The organism is Clostridium sp. SHJSY1, from assembly GCF_031626875.1.
In the GTDB taxonomy this organism is placed as follows: Bacteria; Bacillota; Clostridia; order Clostridiales; family Clostridiaceae; genus Clostridium.
On the sequence record NZ_JANDMF010000011.1, the window covers coordinates 21,933 to 37,411 of the forward strand.

General features: G+C 29.7%; 14 protein-coding genes and 1 other annotated feature. Of the genes, 4 read left to right on the forward strand and 10 right to left on the reverse strand.

Going from position 1 to position 15,479, the window contains the following annotated elements:
• Nucleotides 1–5 precede the first annotated feature (5 nt).
• Both NNC19_RS07700 and leuS read left to right on the forward strand, forming a co-directional pair.
• Nucleotides 6–548, forward strand: a complete 543-nt coding sequence (locus NNC19_RS07700) for a sigma-70 family RNA polymerase sigma factor (protein ID WP_310938048.1) — start codon at nucleotides 6–8, stop codon at nucleotides 546–548.
• A gap of 48 nt (nucleotides 549–596) precedes the next feature.
• Nucleotides 597–802 (forward strand) — a binding site (T-box leader).
• A 52-nt stretch (nucleotides 803–854) separates the two neighbouring features.
• The gene (gene leuS, locus NNC19_RS07705) at nucleotides 855–3,302 is read left to right on the forward strand and encodes a leucine--tRNA ligase (RefSeq protein WP_310938049.1); all 2,448 of its coding nucleotides are present in this window, start codon (nucleotides 855–857) and stop codon (nucleotides 3,300–3,302) included.
• A gap of 70 nt (nucleotides 3,303–3,372) precedes the next feature.
• Here the strand turns inward: leuS and NNC19_RS07710 are convergent, their stop codons facing one another.
• Nucleotides 3,373–4,125 (reverse strand): rRNA adenine N-6-methyltransferase family protein, encoded by a 753-nt coding sequence (locus tag NNC19_RS07710; RefSeq protein WP_310938050.1) that lies wholly within the window; start codon nucleotides 4,123–4,125, stop codon nucleotides 3,373–3,375.
• 190 nt (nucleotides 4,126–4,315) lie between these two features.
• On the opposite strand from NNC19_RS07710, the gene NNC19_RS07715 reads away from it, so the two are divergent.
• A complete protein-coding gene (locus tag NNC19_RS07715; protein WP_310938051.1) occupies nucleotides 4,316–4,645 on the forward strand; it encodes a HesB-like protein in 330 nt (109 codons plus the stop codon).
• Between the two features lie 123 nt (nucleotides 4,646–4,768).
• Here NNC19_RS07715 and NNC19_RS07720 read toward each other — a convergent pair whose 3' ends face one another.
• The gene (locus NNC19_RS07720) at nucleotides 4,769–6,304 is read right to left on the reverse strand and encodes a subtype B tannase (protein ID WP_310938052.1); all 1,536 of its coding nucleotides are present in this window, start codon (nucleotides 6,302–6,304) and stop codon (nucleotides 4,769–4,771) included.
• 189 nt (nucleotides 6,305–6,493) lie between these two features.
• On the opposite strand from NNC19_RS07720, the gene NNC19_RS07725 reads away from it, so the two are divergent.
• Nucleotides 6,494–7,369, forward strand: a complete 876-nt coding sequence (locus NNC19_RS07725) for a LysR family transcriptional regulator (protein WP_310938053.1) — start codon at nucleotides 6,494–6,496, stop codon at nucleotides 7,367–7,369.
• A 43-nt stretch (nucleotides 7,370–7,412) separates the two neighbouring features.
• On the opposite strand, the gene NNC19_RS07730 is transcribed toward NNC19_RS07725, so the two are convergent.
• The 8 genes from NNC19_RS07730 to NNC19_RS07765 form a co-directional block, all read right to left on the reverse strand.
• Nucleotides 7,413–7,784 carry a proteasome assembly chaperone 4 family protein gene (locus NNC19_RS07730; protein ID WP_310938054.1) on the reverse strand — a complete coding sequence of 124 codons (372 nt, stop codon included), beginning with the start codon at nucleotides 7,782–7,784 and terminating at the stop codon, nucleotides 7,413–7,415.
• A 17-nt stretch (nucleotides 7,785–7,801) separates the two neighbouring features.
• Nucleotides 7,802–8,392, reverse strand: coding sequence for a UbiX family flavin prenyltransferase (locus NNC19_RS07735; protein ID WP_310938055.1), 591 nt, complete (start codon nucleotides 8,390–8,392; stop codon nucleotides 7,802–7,804).
• A 113-nt stretch (nucleotides 8,393–8,505) separates the two neighbouring features.
• Nucleotides 8,506–9,237: a DUF554 domain-containing protein gene (locus NNC19_RS07740; RefSeq protein WP_310938122.1), complete on the reverse strand. Its 732-nt coding sequence runs from the start codon at nucleotides 9,235–9,237 to the stop codon at nucleotides 8,506–8,508.
• Between the two features lie 33 nt (nucleotides 9,238–9,270).
• Nucleotides 9,271–10,764, reverse strand: a complete 1,494-nt coding sequence (locus NNC19_RS07745) for a UbiD family decarboxylase (protein ID WP_310938056.1) — start codon at nucleotides 10,762–10,764, stop codon at nucleotides 9,271–9,273.
• A 111-nt stretch (nucleotides 10,765–10,875) separates the two neighbouring features.
• Nucleotides 10,876–11,703, reverse strand: a complete 828-nt coding sequence (locus tag NNC19_RS07750) for a MerR family transcriptional regulator (RefSeq protein ID WP_310938057.1) — start codon at nucleotides 11,701–11,703, stop codon at nucleotides 10,876–10,878.
• Nucleotides 11,704–11,825: 122 nt separating this feature from the next.
• Nucleotides 11,826–12,893: a leucine-rich repeat protein gene (locus NNC19_RS07755; protein WP_310938058.1), complete on the reverse strand. Its 1,068-nt coding sequence runs from the start codon at nucleotides 12,891–12,893 to the stop codon at nucleotides 11,826–11,828.
• Nucleotides 12,894–13,048: 155 nt separating this feature from the next.
• Nucleotides 13,049–14,383 carry a VWA-like domain-containing protein gene (locus NNC19_RS07760; protein WP_310938059.1) on the reverse strand — a complete coding sequence of 445 codons (1,335 nt, stop codon included), beginning with the start codon at nucleotides 14,381–14,383 and terminating at the stop codon, nucleotides 13,049–13,051.
• Nucleotides 14,384–14,391: 8 nt separating this feature from the next.
• Nucleotides 14,392–15,471 carry an ATP-binding protein gene (locus tag NNC19_RS07765; RefSeq protein WP_310938060.1) on the reverse strand — a complete coding sequence of 360 codons (1,080 nt, stop codon included), beginning with the start codon at nucleotides 15,469–15,471 and terminating at the stop codon, nucleotides 14,392–14,394.
• Nucleotides 15,472–15,479 lie beyond the last annotated feature (8 nt).

The following is a 15,479-nucleotide window of genomic DNA, read 5'->3' on the forward strand; positions in this document are numbered from 1 at the left end:
CTTCTATGGTTAATAATTTAAATTTCATAACTCAATTAAAACTTCAAAATCCAGATGCTCTATTATATGTTTTAGATAACTTCGGCAATCTAGTATATAAGATAGCTTATTCAAATTTACACTCATTTGAGCTAAGTGAAGAATGTGTAAATGAGGTTCTTTTTAAAATTTGGACTTCAATAAACAATTTTGATTACTCTGATGATAAATTTAAAAATTGGATTGCTGCAATAACTAAATATACTTCTATTGATATGTTACGTAAAGAAAAGAAATATTTTAATGATATTACTGATGATAATTTAACAATTAAATCTAATGAAGATATAGAAGAAAACTTAATTCAAAAAGAGGAACTTGAAAATATAAAAAATCATATTAATAATCTTAAAGATATAGATAAGAATATATGCATTGAACGATTCTTCTATAATAAAAGCCTTAAAGAAATTGGAGAAACTTATAATATGACACCTAATGCTGTTGATTTAAGAATTATGAGAGCTAGAAAAAAACTAAAAAATCTAAATATATCCTCCTCTAGTTGACTTTGCCCCTTTGAAAATATATAATTACTTATATTGTTAATAATTTTATATTTTGCGTTGAGTAGAAGTAGTACTATATATTTTATCTTTAGAGAGTTATCGGTTGGTGAAAGATAATGCTAAAACTATAGGAACTTGTCTAGGAGCTATACTTGTTAAAAGCAAGTACGGATAACCCGTTATAGTTTTGAGTGAGGATATTAAAATTATCCTAATTAGAGTGGTACCACGGAAATACACCTTTCGTCTCTTAATTTTAGAGGCGAAAGGTTTTTTATTTTTATTTATTTTAAGGAGGAAATAAACATGGGAAAATACGGAACTAGTATTGATAAGAAATGGCAAGAAATTTGGGAAAAGAATGATTTATATAAATTCAATCCTGAAAATTTAGATAAAAAACTTTATACTCTTGAAATGTTCTCTTACCCATCAGGAAGTCAACTACATGCTGGTCACTGGTTTAATTATGGTCCAGTTGATTCTTGGGCTAGAATGAAGAGAATGGAAGGATTTAATGTATTCCAACCTATGGGATTTGATGCTTTTGGATTACCTGCTGAAAACTTTGCAATAAAAACAGGAATTCACCCACAAGATTCTACTTATAAGAATATAGAAACTATGGAACAACAATTAAAAGCTATGGGTGCAATGTTTAACTGGGAAAATGAAGTTGTAACTTGTGATCCAGATTACTACAAATGGACTCAATGGTTATTCTTAAAGCTTTATGAAAAAGGTTTAGCTTATAGAAAGAAAGCTCCTGTAAACTGGTGTCCATCATGTAATACTGTCCTTGCTAATGAACAAGTTATTGATGGGCAATGTGAAAGATGCTCAAGTGAAGTTACTAAAAAGGAATTAACTCAATGGTTCTTCAAAATAACTGATTATGCTGATGAATTACTTGATAAATTAGACGATTTAGATTGGCCTGAAAAGACAGTTGCTATGCAAAAACACTGGATAGGAAGATCTACTGGAGCTGAAGTTACATTTAAAGTTAAAGATTCAGATTTAAGCTTTAATGTATTCACTACAAGAGTTGACACTTTAAATGGAGTTACTTATGTTGTTTTAGCCCCTGAAAATAAATTAGTTGATAAATTAACTCTTCCTGAATATAAAGATGCAGTTGAAGAATATAAAGAAGTTTCAGCTAAACAATCAGAGATAGAAAGACAATCTATTTCAAAAGAAAAGACAGGAGTATTCACTGGCTCATATGCTATAAATCCTATAAATGGAAAAGAAGTTCCAATATGGATTTCTGATTATGTTCTTGCAACATATGGTACTGGTGCTGTTATGGCAGTTCCTGCTCATGATGAAAGAGATTATGCTTTTGCTACTAAATTTAATTTACCAATAGAAAGAGTTATAACTAACAAGAAAGTTGAAGAAGTAACCCTTCCTTACTGCGAATATGGAGTTATTACAAACTCTGATGAATTTGATGGTTTAACTACTGAAGAAGGGAAAGTTAAAATTGTTGAAAAACTAGCTAAAGAAAACTTAGGTTCACAGAAGGTTAACTTCAGATTAAGAGACTGGCTAGTTTCAAGACAAAGATATTGGGGAGCTCCAATTCCAGTAATATACTGTGATAAGTGTGGAATTGTTCCTGTCCCTGAAAAGGATCTTCCAGTTAAATTACCTTATGATGTTGAATTTGCTCCAGACGGTAAGTCCCCACTTGCTAAAAGTGCAGAATTCTTAAATACAACTTGTCCGCATTGTGGTGGTAAAGCTACAAAAGAATGTGATACTTTAGATACATTTGTATGTTCATCATGGTATTACTTAAGATACCCTGATAATAAAAACTCAAATAACCCATTTGATTCAGAATTAATAAACAAAATGCTTCCAGTTGATAAATATGTTGGAGGCCCTGAACATGCTTGTATGCATCTTCTTTATGCAAGATTTATTACTAAAGCTTTAAGAGATATGGGATACTTAAAGTTTGATGAACCATTTAAATCTTTAACTCATCAAGGACTTATATTAGGCCCTGATGGACTTAAGATGAGTAAATCAAAAGGAAATACTATATCACCTGATACTTATATTAGCCAATATGGTGCTGATGTATTTAGAATGTATTTAATGTTTGGTTTTGCTTACACTGAAGGTGGAGCTTGGAGTGATGATGGAATTAAATCTGTTGCTAGATTTGTAGATAGAATTGAAAGGACTTTAGAATCAGCTATTAATGCTATAAATTCTGGAAATGGTAAGATTTCAATAGATAAAGCCGAAAAAGAATTAAACTTCTGGAGACATAACGCTATTAAAGGTGTTACTGAAGATGGAGATAAAATGCAATTTAATACTGCTATTGCAAGGATGATGGAATTTGTTAACGCTCTATCTAAGTACATGCAAGAAGAAACTAAAAATTTAGATTGCTTAAAAGAAGTTTGCACTGATTTTGTTAAGTTACTTGCACCATTTGCACCTCACTTCTCTGAAGAGCAATGGAATACCTTAGGCTATACTACATCTATATTTAATGAAAAATGGCCAATATTTGATTCTAAAGCTTTAGTTAAAGATGAAATTGAAATAGCTATTCAAGTTAATGGTAAGATAAAGAATAGAATAAATGTTGCTTCTGATTTAGACGAAGAGGGAATAAAAACAGCTGCATTAAATGATGAAACTATCAAGAGTACTACTGAAGGAAAAACTATAGTTAAAGTTATAGTTATCAAAGGAAGACTTGTTAATATAGTTATAAAATAAAAAGGAGCCCAATGAAGTATACTTCCAAATGTTATATCTAACATTTTTAGTTCACTTCACTAGGGCTCTTTTATTCTTCTTCATCTTCACCTTCATTTAATACAATTTTAAATTCGGCTAATACTTCACTAACTAATTTTTCATCTAATTGCTTATAACACTGCATATAACCTGACTTTTCCAATTCTCTTGAGATATCTTTACTCATTTCCATCCATATTTCTGGAACATATACCCACACAATTTCTTCATATGAACAACTAAGCAAAAAATGTTCCATTCCACAAAATGAATATTCTTGTATGTTATGTTTTTTATTATATTTTATATAATCTTCAACTATATTTACTCCTAATTTATATCCATAAGTATCTACAAAGAAAAAATCAAATTTCCTTCTTCTTGCTTTTAGTGTATCAACCTCCATAATTCTAATCTTCTTTTTTTCTGGATAGTTTTTCTTATATAAACTGACAATATCAGGATTACTTTCATATACTACAACTTCTTTAATATCTTTCTTTTTAGATAGTTCTTGTGCTAAATATCCTAGCCCAAGTCCAACTACAGCTACTTTTCCTTTTGCCCATTTTATAATTTCATAATACCCCTCAATTTCCTTAGGTCCTATTCTTGATATTAACCTACTATCTTCCCAAAGTTCTGGAATTTCAATATTCATTTCTTTTTCTTTTTCATAAAGATATCCTTCAGTAATTCCTGTGCTTTTAGAAATTCTAAATTCTCCACACTGATTTTCATTAATTAGTAAATTGTATTCTTTTAATTTTTCTTCAATAAAATTCTCTTCATATGGTCCCATTAACTTAATCTCCTTATTTAGTCTTATAATGTATCTTTAGTATATTTTCGAAGATTTCATCCCATTTATATAATATTATACCTATTTTCTAACTATCTGAATAGTCTTTATAAAAACTTCTTGAAATAAAATATCAGTGTGTTATACTATATTAAATAATAAAAATTATCAATTAGAGAGGGTGAATTTTATGAAAAACATTACTATAAGTGATGAAGCATACAACGAATTTAAGGAATTCTTAGATGAAAATAAAGTTGAAGATTACAATGTAAGGATAAATTTAGCTGGTTATGCATGTAGTGGTCCAGCTTTCAATATATCAGTAAGCCAAATAACAGATTCAGATATAAGTGAAAAAGTTAATGATATTACTTTTATTGCTGAAAAAACTTTAATAGATGAATTTGGTGGTTTTATAATCCTTTCAACTGATGAAAATGATGGCAGAGGACTTTCATTAAGACCTGTTATAGCTTCAGAAGGCGGCTGTGGTTCTTGCGGTGGTGGATGTCACTAATTTCTTACGGATGTTTTAAAATTTTATTAAAACATCCATTTTTTATCTCAAAACTATAAGGTCTGACTTAAAAGCAACTACTTAAGCCAGACCTTAGTTAAATAGATTTTATTTTTTATCTCTTTATTGATTAGAAACTTTATCCATCCAAGTAAATAGTTGATCTAAATCATAATCTCCACCATGCCCTTGTTCCCAAGGTACTGCATAATCAACATTGCACCCCCTATTCTCTAGTCTTGTAGCTAAAATTACTGATATTGCAAGAGATGTATCTGCGTCTTTGGATCCTGCACGAATTCTCCAATTTTTTGTAGTTGTAACTCCACCTTTACCAATATAGTTCATTGGATTCATCATCTTCACAATTTTAGGATCGGCCATAGTAGCACCACTTGTAGTATTATTTTTCATCCCAAACTTGGTGAAATGTTGTAAGTTCGCTGTTGAAGTTCCAAATAAGGAATTTATATCATTACTTAAATCTATTCCATCAAAAGCAGGAGCAACTTTCATTCTTCCAACATATTTAACATATTCATCAAAGTCAATATCCTTTACTTTTCCATTTTCTATTGTCACCCAAGTAAATGATAATAAATCCTTACCACTTTCTAAAGCTTTTTGTGCTGAGTCAATCACAAAAGATTTAACATAATCTTTAAATGAACCATTACCATTTTCATCTAACCCAAGCTTATCCCCATTAACATCCTTAAGTTTTAGTCCCTTTATATACTCTGAGAATTCTGCTGCCAACTTATTGGATAACTCGATTTGATCTTCTGTCATTGTCCCTTCAACATAAGTTCTTTTCATTTTATAATCAGTATCCTTAGTAAGTTCTAATCTTTTATAATCATTTACTCCATTAAATAACCACTCATAAGCCATATCTGCATTATCTAAGTTAGTAATTGGACAATAACTTGATACAGCAAATATATCATCATGTTCATCAGCTGCACCAATTTCCTTCAAATATGGTTCATAATCTTTATTATTTCCAGTTGCACCAAGTAATGCAGAAAGAGCTCCTCCTGCACTAGTACCATTAGATATAATCTTCTCAGCATCACCAGGCATGATTTTATCATTATAACGAAGGTAACGAACAGCTGCTTTTAAGTCAACAATACATGCAGGGGCCTTTCCTGTATATGTGCCACTCTCATTCTGTGTAGTACGACCACGTGCCCCTGGTTCAGCTACTACATAACCTTTTGATAATGCAATTGCTGCAGCATTTACACTACCATCCCCACTCATTGGATCTGCCCCTGGACTTCCTGGAGCACCTGGCATATAACCACCAACTGAGTTTGGGAAGAATATTGGAGCATTTTGTGCATTGAAGTTTTCAATAGCTTTACCTTCATAGTACTCTTCTGGAACATAAAAATTCATAATTTCATAATTAGTATCCACAGGATTCTTTACATAAACAATCTTTTCATATGCACGATATGTGATAGTTTTATTGTTTACTGTTAGTGTTTTAGTCGTATAATTGTTTTGATCAAAATCTATACTATACTCTCCAGTTGAATTATTATCCTTAACCTCAGAAGCCATTACTGAAGTTACACTTAAATTCTCACATAATGCAATTAAAGACATTGATGCAATAATAATAGTAAGGCACTTCTTAAATCTCATTTTTCTATCCCCTTCACTCCTAATTTCAAACTATTCTTCAGGTATCTTTAATATTATCCACATTAATAAAATTAGCTAATTATAATCATCAGTAGATAGACAAATTGTAGCCCATAAATTGTTGACAAACAATTCTAATTAAACTATAATCTATTCCAATATAGAATAAATACCTATATGGAGGATTTTATGGAAATGAATTATATTAAAGAATTTGTGGTTCTTGCAGAAGTTGGCAATTTTTCTGAAGCTGCAGAACATCTTTTTATATCACAGTCATCCCTCTCTAAACATATTAAAAGTATTGAAAGAGAACTTGGTGTACCTTTATTTAATAGATCCACTAGAAAAGTTAAACTCAATGAATTTGGACAAGTTTTTCTTCCATATGCTAGACAAATTACAAATATTCAAAATGAATATACAGAAGCCTTTTTTAATAAACTTGAAAACACAAAAAAATCAATTACAATAGGCTCCATTCCATCTATGGCACAGTATAATATCACTGATGTTTTAGCCGAATTTAAAAGAAACAATAATAACATAACATTAAATGTGATCCAAGCTGAATCAGATAAATTGGAAGATATGTTATATGAAAATATATGCGATATTGCATTTATTCGTGAAGTAAATGATGTAAATAATTTATTTACTAAGCTGCCTTATACTAGTGATACACTTGTTGCCATTTTTCCTATTAACCATCCCTTTGCAAAATACAAAACAATATCTTTAGAACAATTAAAATCAGAAAACTTCCTATTACTCCCACAAGATACAATACTTCATAATATTTGTAAAACCTCATGTAAGCATAAGGGTTTTGACCCAAATATAATTTTTACTGACCACAGAGTAGAAAATATTATTGATTTAGTTGTTAAGGGAATGGGAATTTCTCTGCTTTCTAAAAAACTAGCAATTTATTTATTTAATCCAAATATTTCAATTGTAGACATATCTCCAAGCATATATAGTCACATAAGTCTTTGTTATAAAAAAAATACAAAATTATCAGTAATAACAAACCTCTTTTTAAGTTACATTAAATTATTATGATACTATAAAAAAGCAGTAGCCTCATTATGCTACTGCTTTAAATTTATATAAGTATTCTTTCTATCAATACATCTGTTAATTCTTTCAAAAGATACTTTGTAATATTAATTTCTTCAATAGTTATATTATCAACATGAATACCACAAGTCACCACTACATTTTTATTTAATTTTGAAGAAAGTATATGTGATACATATTTTGCAACTTCATCATCTTTATGTCCTATTAAATTTAAAACTGATGTTGTAGAACTATTAAACTCAGAATGAGTCAAACTTGGCCTAGGAACACTTAAAGTTACAGTACCTATATGTGGACTATCTCCTCCTGATAGTATCACACATAAATCTTCTCCTATCACAAAAGCCTTTAAGTTAATTTTTATTCTATCTCTTTCTAAAGTTAAATCATGCATATCATCATCTCCACTTTTTAAACTCCATTACACCATCTATTAAATCCATTCACTTCAATTCCAAATCTATCAAGAATTTTGCCAATAATATGAGTATTTAAATCTTTAATATTAGATGGCTTATTATAATAAGTAATCATTGGTGGCATAATAATTATACCTAACTCAGATAAAGAAATCATATTTCTTAGGTGAAGTGTACTCAAAGGGCACTCTCTGGCTACTACAACTAATTTTCGTCTTTCCTTTATTGTTACATCCGCTGCTCTAAGAAGCAGATTATCAGAATATCCAGATGCTATACCTGCCACTGTTTTCATACTACAAGGTACAATTATCATTCCTTCATTTTTAAAAGTACCACTAGCTATACTTGCTCCTATATCTTTTATAGAATAGACTTTATCTGCTAACTTCATTACATCCTTTGGCTTATATTCTGTTTCTTGAATTATTGTTTCTTCTGCTCCCTTAGAAATTACCAAGTGAGTTTCCCATTCTAGGTTTTCTCTTAATACTTCTAACATTTGTATTGCAAGCAACGCACCACTTGCGCCACTCATCCCTACCACTAATCTTTTCTTATTGTCTTTTTTCATTTGCTCCATAAAATACAACATCCTTCTGCTTTATATATTTAGACTTACGCATATGTATACACTTAAATTTCTATTCTATAAAAGTTGTCCTAAGATTATAATATTGGTACAACGGATACAGCTTATCCTAATAAGTTTAAAATCCAATTTACCCATATCCAACTAAAAGGCATTACTAAAATCATCGCTGGTATCATATCTGCAATTGGAAATTCCTTCAACTTAATCATTCTAAATCCTGTAGCAAGCATTAAAAATCCTCCACATGCTTTAAAATCAGAAATCATTTCTGGTGTTGTTAGTGGATAAATAAATTTTGCTCCTAAAAACAATAGAAAGAAGATAATAAACTGTGGAATTGCAACAACAGATACTACATAGCCTAAATTACATGCAAAAATAGCAGCAGTAAAAAAATCCAATATAGACTTAGAAATCAATATTGAACTATCTCCTGTCATACCTGCATCTAATGAACCATAAATACCAGTTCCACTTGCACAAAATAACACAATTATGGTCACTAATGTTGATAAAAATTCTTCATTAGACAAATCAGCTTTTTGATTACTAAATAATTTTGTAATTGGTTTTTGCATCTGAACTGCACCTTTGTTGATCCACTTTCCAAGGTTTAGTGCTAGTCCTATACCCGTTCCTACCACAATTGCAAAAATAACAGCTGGCATATACTTCATTAATCCAATAGAAGAAATCCCCATTCCCATAGAACAAACTCCAAAAACAAGTGTCAGACTTGCTTTAAATTCTGTTGTTAATTTTTTCCCTGCAATTGTTCCTATAATCCCACCTAAAACTACAGATAATGTATTAATAACTACTCCAGTTGGCATCACTTTCTCCTCCATTCATATAATTTGAATTACCTATTTAAATAGTTCTGGAACAAAACGAGATACATCTACATCCATAAATTTAGCTCTTTCAAAACGTGCTTTTTGGTCAAATGGTACTGTACAATCAAAAATTGCCTTACATGCTACACCTCTTGCTCTTATAATTTCAGAATATTTAGGATTATTTGATGGATCCAATGGATGACACTGAACTCCTGGTATAGGAATTATATCCAAATTTGCTTGAAATCTTGTTGTCATAGCCCACATAACATCATTCATATCAAAACAGTCTACATCTTCATCTACCACAAATACATGTTTAAGTTCTGCAAATGCACTAAAGGCTAACAATGCTGCTTGTCTTTGGCGACCTTCATCTGATGGAACAGATTTCTCAAACTGCATTATAGCAACATACTTTCCACCCCCTGAAGAAGCACAATATACATTTACCAACTTTCCTGGTATTGCTTTTTCTACTAACGCAAGAATACTTGCTTCTGTAGGAATACCAGCCATGGAAACATGCTCTTCACTTGCTCCAATACAAGTTTGCATAATTGGATTTTTACGTGTTGTTACAGCTTTTACTTTAATTATTGGCAATTCTGGATTTGCAGGTCCACAATACCCTGGAAATTCAGGCATTGCTTTTCCTGTATCTGAATTCTGATCTTCCTTAACTCTAACATTTGGGAGTATTTCTCCTTCAATTACATACTCTGCATTTGCAATTGCCTTTTCATTAACTGTTAATGCTTTTACCAATTCAACTGGTTTATTACGTATTGCTCCTGCTACTTGCAATTCATCATAACCTAATGGTGTTGTTGGTGGTTCAAAACAAGATGCAATTTCAATGGCTGGATCTACTCCAATGCTAATTGTAATTGGAAGTGTTTCACCTTTTGCTTCTGCTAATTCTCTAAAATAACCTATATGGCGAGCTCCAGGTTGTAAAAATATAGATATTTCATCTTTTGATTGTAAGCACATACGATGAATCGTAACATCTGATTCCCCTGTCTCTGGATTAGATGCATAACACATTCCAAGGGTTATATATGGACCCGCATCTTCTAATGTATTTGTTGGTGCAGGAACTAATTTTCTAACATCAAAATCTGCTTCTGTTACAAGATGTACAACTTCTTGACATTTTGCCTTTTCATTTGGAATTACTAATGGTGGAATTGGATTTTCTACAGAATCCTTTAACAAACATCCTAGTTTCTTAGGATCACAATCAAGTAAATATCCTACTCTTTTCCTGCTTGCAAGCAATCCAATTACTACTTTTGCTTCTTCGTGTCCTTTTACATTATTAAATATCATAGTAGGTCCTTCTTGTGTTGGCCTCATTACTGTTCCACCAGCTCCCACATGACGATAAACTCCTGATATCTCAGCAATTGAATCTACTAGTTGATCAGTTTCAATTAATTGATTAGGTATCAATTTTAGTAATTCTAAAGCTGAACGTAAGTCTGTTACCTCAATTTCCCCATTTCTTGTATCCATAAAAAAATCCTCCCTAAAACTTAAATTATCTTGCGATTTTTAATAAAATAATCTGCATAAAGATATTTTAAGATGTATAATAACTATACACTCAAGAACAATTTAAGAAATTTATTGAATTTTTTCAACAGGAATTTGCAACTGACAAAAATCCACATTATTATTTCCATCATAAAATGTAGTGTCTAGAAGACAAGCATCAACTATATTCCCCACAATTCTATAATTATTTTCATTAATCCAATTTACTAATTTATATAAAAATACAACATCATAAGGCATTCCATACTTATACATACAAACATATTTTCCACAAGGTAAAGTTATAGTATTTTCAATTTCATATTCATCATCTGATAAATTTACATATCCCCCAGCTCCATTAAACAAATCATTTTTATATAATTGATTTTTCTCAATAATAGCACCAAACCCCTTAGAAGGAAGTAACCCATATCTGCTAATAATTTTTCTTATTTTCATCTGAGTAAAGTGTAACTCTTCTCTAGATATTTCATTTTGAAATGGTAGAAATACTACTTTTCTTTCAGGTAATATTTCTATTGTAGGTTTACATAATTCATCTTTAAATTGATGTGCACTTGAATAAACATCTAACCTTTCTTTAATAAAGTTCTTGGTTAAAATCAACTTATTAATTTCTTTTTCTATGAATTCTTCATGAGATTCCAATAAATCTGTAGCTGTAGTAATATTTCTATTGTTAATATGCTCTTTTATTTTTTCAAGCTTTATGCCTACTGACTTAAGAAAACATATTTCTCTTAATACTGGAATTTGATATGCACTATAAAATCTATACCCATTATCATAAATATCTGTTGGCTTAAATAATTCTATTTTGTCATAATAAATAAGTGTTTGCCTAGATATATTATGTAATTCCGCCATTTGGCTTATTGATAAATATTTCTCCACTTTTATTCCTCCTAATATATATTCAAAACTATATTTTACAAATATATTCTAGAATATATATTTTTGCAACTATCAGTATTTATAAAAAAAGAGCTAACTTCTTTGTTAGCTCTTTACTTATATTACATTTTCCTTGCCACTCTTATTAAGTCATAGATATCAATTATTCCATCCCCATTTATGTCTATTTCACTTTTATAATTACTATTACCTCTTTTAACATTATAACTAGCTGCTACATTGGCTAAATCATCTATTCCTACAACTTTATCATTATTTATATCTTCTTTACATAGAATTCCAACAAACTTTACACTATCAAAAGTCTTATATTTCATAAAATTTGCTTTTGTTATATCCATCTCATTTTCTGTTGGATTTCCTGTAATGTATATAGTGCTAGGTTCATCCCAAAGTCCAAATGCATTTTCTTCAGTTTGTGTACTTTTATTTACCCATATTTTTGCAGCTCCTGAATTCCAAAATGCATATTCTCCTACTGATTGAACACTACTAGGTATATTTATTTCTCCTATACTGCATTCATTAAAGGCATACTTTCCAATATTCTTTATTCCTTCTCCTATATTCAATGATTTCAAATAATAACAATGTTGAAAAGCTTTATCTCCTATACTTTCTACCGATGATGGAATTGTTATCTCTGAAAGGTTTGCACAACTTTCAAATGCATTTGCACCAATTTTCTTAACCCCATTATATATTTCAACTTTTTTTAATCCCTCACACTGACCAAAAGTATCTTCTCCAATAGAATTAACACTTCCTGGAATTATAATTTCCTCTGCTTCTTTACAACTATTAAAGAAAGCTCCTCTATCTATTTCTTGAACGCCTTCTTCTAGTGTAAGTTTTGAAATATTAATACAATCACGAAAGCTATAAATTCCTATTTTCTTAATATTACTAGGTATCACTAATTCCTTAATGCTTGTACATCCATCAAAAGAGAAATCACCAATATTCTCTACTTCTATATTATTAATCTTCTCTGGAATAACTAAATTACTAGATGTTCCATTATATTTTGTTATGGTTTTAGTTGATTCATCAAATTCATAATCCCCAAAAGTAATTACTGAAGCATTTACTTTTTCTGCATTTCCTCCAAATATGTATGCTGCAAGAAACAAAATTATCAATACAAAACTCAATTTTCTACTTTTCATAATTCCCCTCCTTTTTACTAATACTATTATAATTGTTATATTTTATATTAACAACATATTTTATCCATATAGCTCATCAGCATTTAATTCATAAAAAGGAATATATTAAAATTACAAAAAAAATTAGGACTAATATAATATTAATCCTAATATTTTTATCTTGCCCAATCATGTATAACTTCCCTAACCATATCTAGTGCAGTGCTTTTTCCTTCTCCTATCTTTTTTGTACTTTTTATTCTTTTTACTTTACCATAAGAGTTCTTTAACGATAAATCTTCTTCACCTATAATTACCCAAATTATATCCTTAATTGTAGGTTTTATAGATAGTTCTTTTTCTCCTACTCCATCTGTAAAATATATTAATATACTATTTCTTTTTCTTTCTTCCTTAATATACTCAAATACTGGTGAAAATTCAGTAGACCCATTATTGGCAGTTCTTTTTCTTATGTCATTTACAGACCTTAAAGGATATATACTCCTAATTTCATTATCACATTCAATTACAATTATTTTTCCTCTTCTATTGGCAGTTATAGCTAGTATCTCTATCATTATCTTTCTTATATCTTCATCTGTCATACTTGCACTTATATCTATAGCTACAATTATTTCTGGAATACTATTAGGAAGCTTGCCTCTTAAATCCATTCTATATGGTTGCCTTCTATCTCTTCTTGTTATTGTTTTCCTATAACCACTTTTTACTGATGGAATTAACTTCTTTAAAATTTGTTGCCAAGATAATTCCTCTTTTTCAGTAAATCCTTTTATAACTTTAATTAAAGCTTCTGGAGTATTTTTATCTACAATACTCAATGCTATTTTTTTTACATTACCCTCTATAGTTTCTTCACTTAATTCACTATCTTCCCAAAGCTCATGAGCTTTTTCTATATCAATTTCTCGAATTACAGAATCACTATTTATATCCTTATGGTTATTCTTTACTCTCTTATTTATGGATTCTTGAATTACCTTTGCATATTCTTCTATGCTTCTATCACCTTTTAAATCTATATTAAATTCTCTATTTACCATATCAATTTTCTTTGCATCCACAGGTAAATTCTTTATAAATTGATTAATTGATATATCTATTGCTAAAGAAATAGCTTCTCTACTATAACTATTTTTTAAGATATTTACTCTTTCATAATGAGAATACATAATATGATATATTTCATGTTTAAAAAGTGCCATCATTTCTTTTTTACTTAGTTGTAAAAATAAAACAGGATTAAAATACATTAAAAATCCACTCATCCTTGGTAATGTTGAAAGCGGCCAGGTAATATCCAATCTTATATTTCTTTCTATCTTTAACATAAATGTTCCAAAAAAATCATCTTCTCCATCTAACATTTCAATTACTACACTACCAACTAAATCAAAAAATTCCTTAGAAAAATCACTTTTAAGATCTTCTGTGAACTTTATATCCAAAACCTTTTTTAATAGCTTTTGCCTTTTTTCTTCAAACATAGTTTCACCTACACTCTAGTATAGACTTCAAAAAAACTTTCAAGGAACTCATCACAGTCTAATAATTTTTCGTATAAATTTTTTCTATAATCTCTTCGAATTTCTTTCATAATTCCAAGCCTTAAATCTCTTGGATATAATCCTAATAGTTCTGAAAGTCTTATAATACTATTTTCATTCAAATTATTTCCTACATAGTTTAAAGAGTTTTTCATTAAAATATATAATCTAGAATGAGATTCATTAGAGATTTCTTCTTTTATTTCTATTGGCAATACTTCATAGCTAAATAATTTTTCAGGTAATATTAATTGCTTTTTTATATTTGTTATATAATTTGCAAAATCTGTGCAGATACTATCTCCAACATTACCTCTAACTACATTTAGTAGTGTGCTTAGTGAATACTTTTCATTAGATTTATAAAGCTTATATGCCTTAGATACTCTTTCCCAGCTTCTTGGTGTTGCCTTTAGATTATCTCTTGACTCTGGTGTATGTAAATACTGTGGAAAAGCTGATAAAAATTCAATAATATCATTATTTATTTTTCCTTTTCCCATCCCCCATCTTATCCATTCTTTTATGTCAGAATCCATCTCAACCCAAACAAATCTGTCTTCTTGTGCAGGATCCATATCCACTACTTGATATTCACTATCTCTAAAATTATCATACTTATTAGATGGGTTCATTGCAGCAATTATATTTACATTTTTACCTAATGTATAACCATTTATTTCTCTATTCAATATAAGATTCATAAGCTCTTGCTGAACTGCATGTTCACACCTATTCAATTCATCTACAAACAATAAGACTTCTTTTTCTTCATTTATAGCTTTTCTTATATCAACTAACTTATAGTGAGTTGCATATATTGTTTCTCCTTTATTTACTGTTGGTAGTCCTCCAATTTCTCCTTCTTTCAATAGATTTGCATCTATTGTAACTAAACTATAGTTATTTTCTTTAGCAAGTTCATGGACTAACGCAGTTTTTCCTATACCACTTTCTCCAATTATGAGAGAAACCTCTCCAGTTTCAATTATTAAATTTATAGTATCTAAAACTTCTGAGTACTTCATTTTTATCT

Coding starts and splice junctions, on each gene's coding strand:
- NNC19_RS07755 (WP_310938058.1), bottom strand. CDS start 12,893: ATGAAAAGTAGAAAATTGAGTTTTGTATTGATAATTTTGTTTCTTGCA.
- NNC19_RS07720 (WP_310938052.1), bottom strand. CDS start 6,304: ATGAGATTTAAGAAGTGCCTTACTATTATTATTGCATCAATGTCTTTA.
- NNC19_RS07715 (WP_310938051.1), top strand. CDS start 4,316: ATGAAAAACATTACTATAAGTGATGAAGCATACAACGAATTTAAGGAA.
- NNC19_RS07760 (WP_310938059.1), bottom strand. CDS start 14,383: ATGTTTGAAGAAAAAAGGCAAAAGCTATTAAAAAAGGTTTTGGATATA.
- NNC19_RS07700 (WP_310938048.1), top strand. CDS start 6: ATGGTTAATAATTTAAATTTCATAACTCAATTAAAACTTCAAAATCCA.
- leuS (WP_310938049.1), top strand. CDS start 855: ATGGGAAAATACGGAACTAGTATTGATAAGAAATGGCAAGAAATTTGG.
- NNC19_RS07740 (WP_310938122.1), bottom strand. CDS start 9,237: ATGCCAACTGGAGTAGTTATTAATACATTATCTGTAGTTTTAGGTGGG.
- NNC19_RS07710 (WP_310938050.1), bottom strand. CDS start 4,125: ATGGGACCATATGAAGAGAATTTTATTGAAGAAAAATTAAAAGAATAC.
- NNC19_RS07765 (WP_310938060.1), bottom strand. CDS start 15,471: ATGAAGTACTCAGAAGTTTTAGATACTATAAATTTAATAATTGAAACT.
- NNC19_RS07730 (WP_310938054.1), bottom strand. CDS start 7,784: ATGCATGATTTAACTTTAGAAAGAGATAGAATAAAAATTAACTTAAAG.
- NNC19_RS07745 (WP_310938056.1), bottom strand. CDS start 10,764: ATGGATACAAGAAATGGGGAAATTGAGGTAACAGACTTACGTTCAGCT.
- NNC19_RS07725 (WP_310938053.1), top strand. CDS start 6,494: ATGGAAATGAATTATATTAAAGAATTTGTGGTTCTTGCAGAAGTTGGC.
- NNC19_RS07735 (WP_310938055.1), bottom strand. CDS start 8,392: ATGGAGCAAATGAAAAAAGACAATAAGAAAAGATTAGTGGTAGGGATG.